Here is a 270-nt window from a genome sequence, read left to right as displayed (position 1 = left end):
TATATTAATAACGGAAAAGGTGGGATTCGAACCCGCAAAAGTCATAAAACACAATATTTAGCAAATACCTTACCTTACCTATGGATACTTTTCCTTAAAATATAATAACGAATTAGAACGGTCTCGAACCGCTTAGAAAAAATATAAACTATTACAATCATTACATGTATTTAGTTGTTTATGGCCCACCTCCTCCCCTCGAAAATTTTATTTAAATTTTACGAGTCATAAACTGAATACATTTATATTTAACTTAACCTTATAAAAAAA

At 28.9% G+C, this 270-nt stretch carries 1 tRNA gene; it reads right to left on the bottom strand.

The features are described 5' to 3' along the window. Positions 1-11: 11 nt before the first annotated feature. Positions 12-94: transfer RNA gene (locus AC4IFT_RS22510), tRNA-Ser, on the bottom strand. Between the last annotated feature and the right edge of the window lie 176 nt (positions 95-270).

The organism is Providencia sp. UF-183 (genome assembly GCF_058246155.1).
The sequence above is the reverse complement of the archived record's forward strand: the minus strand, read 5'-3'. Positions and strand labels throughout refer to the sequence as shown.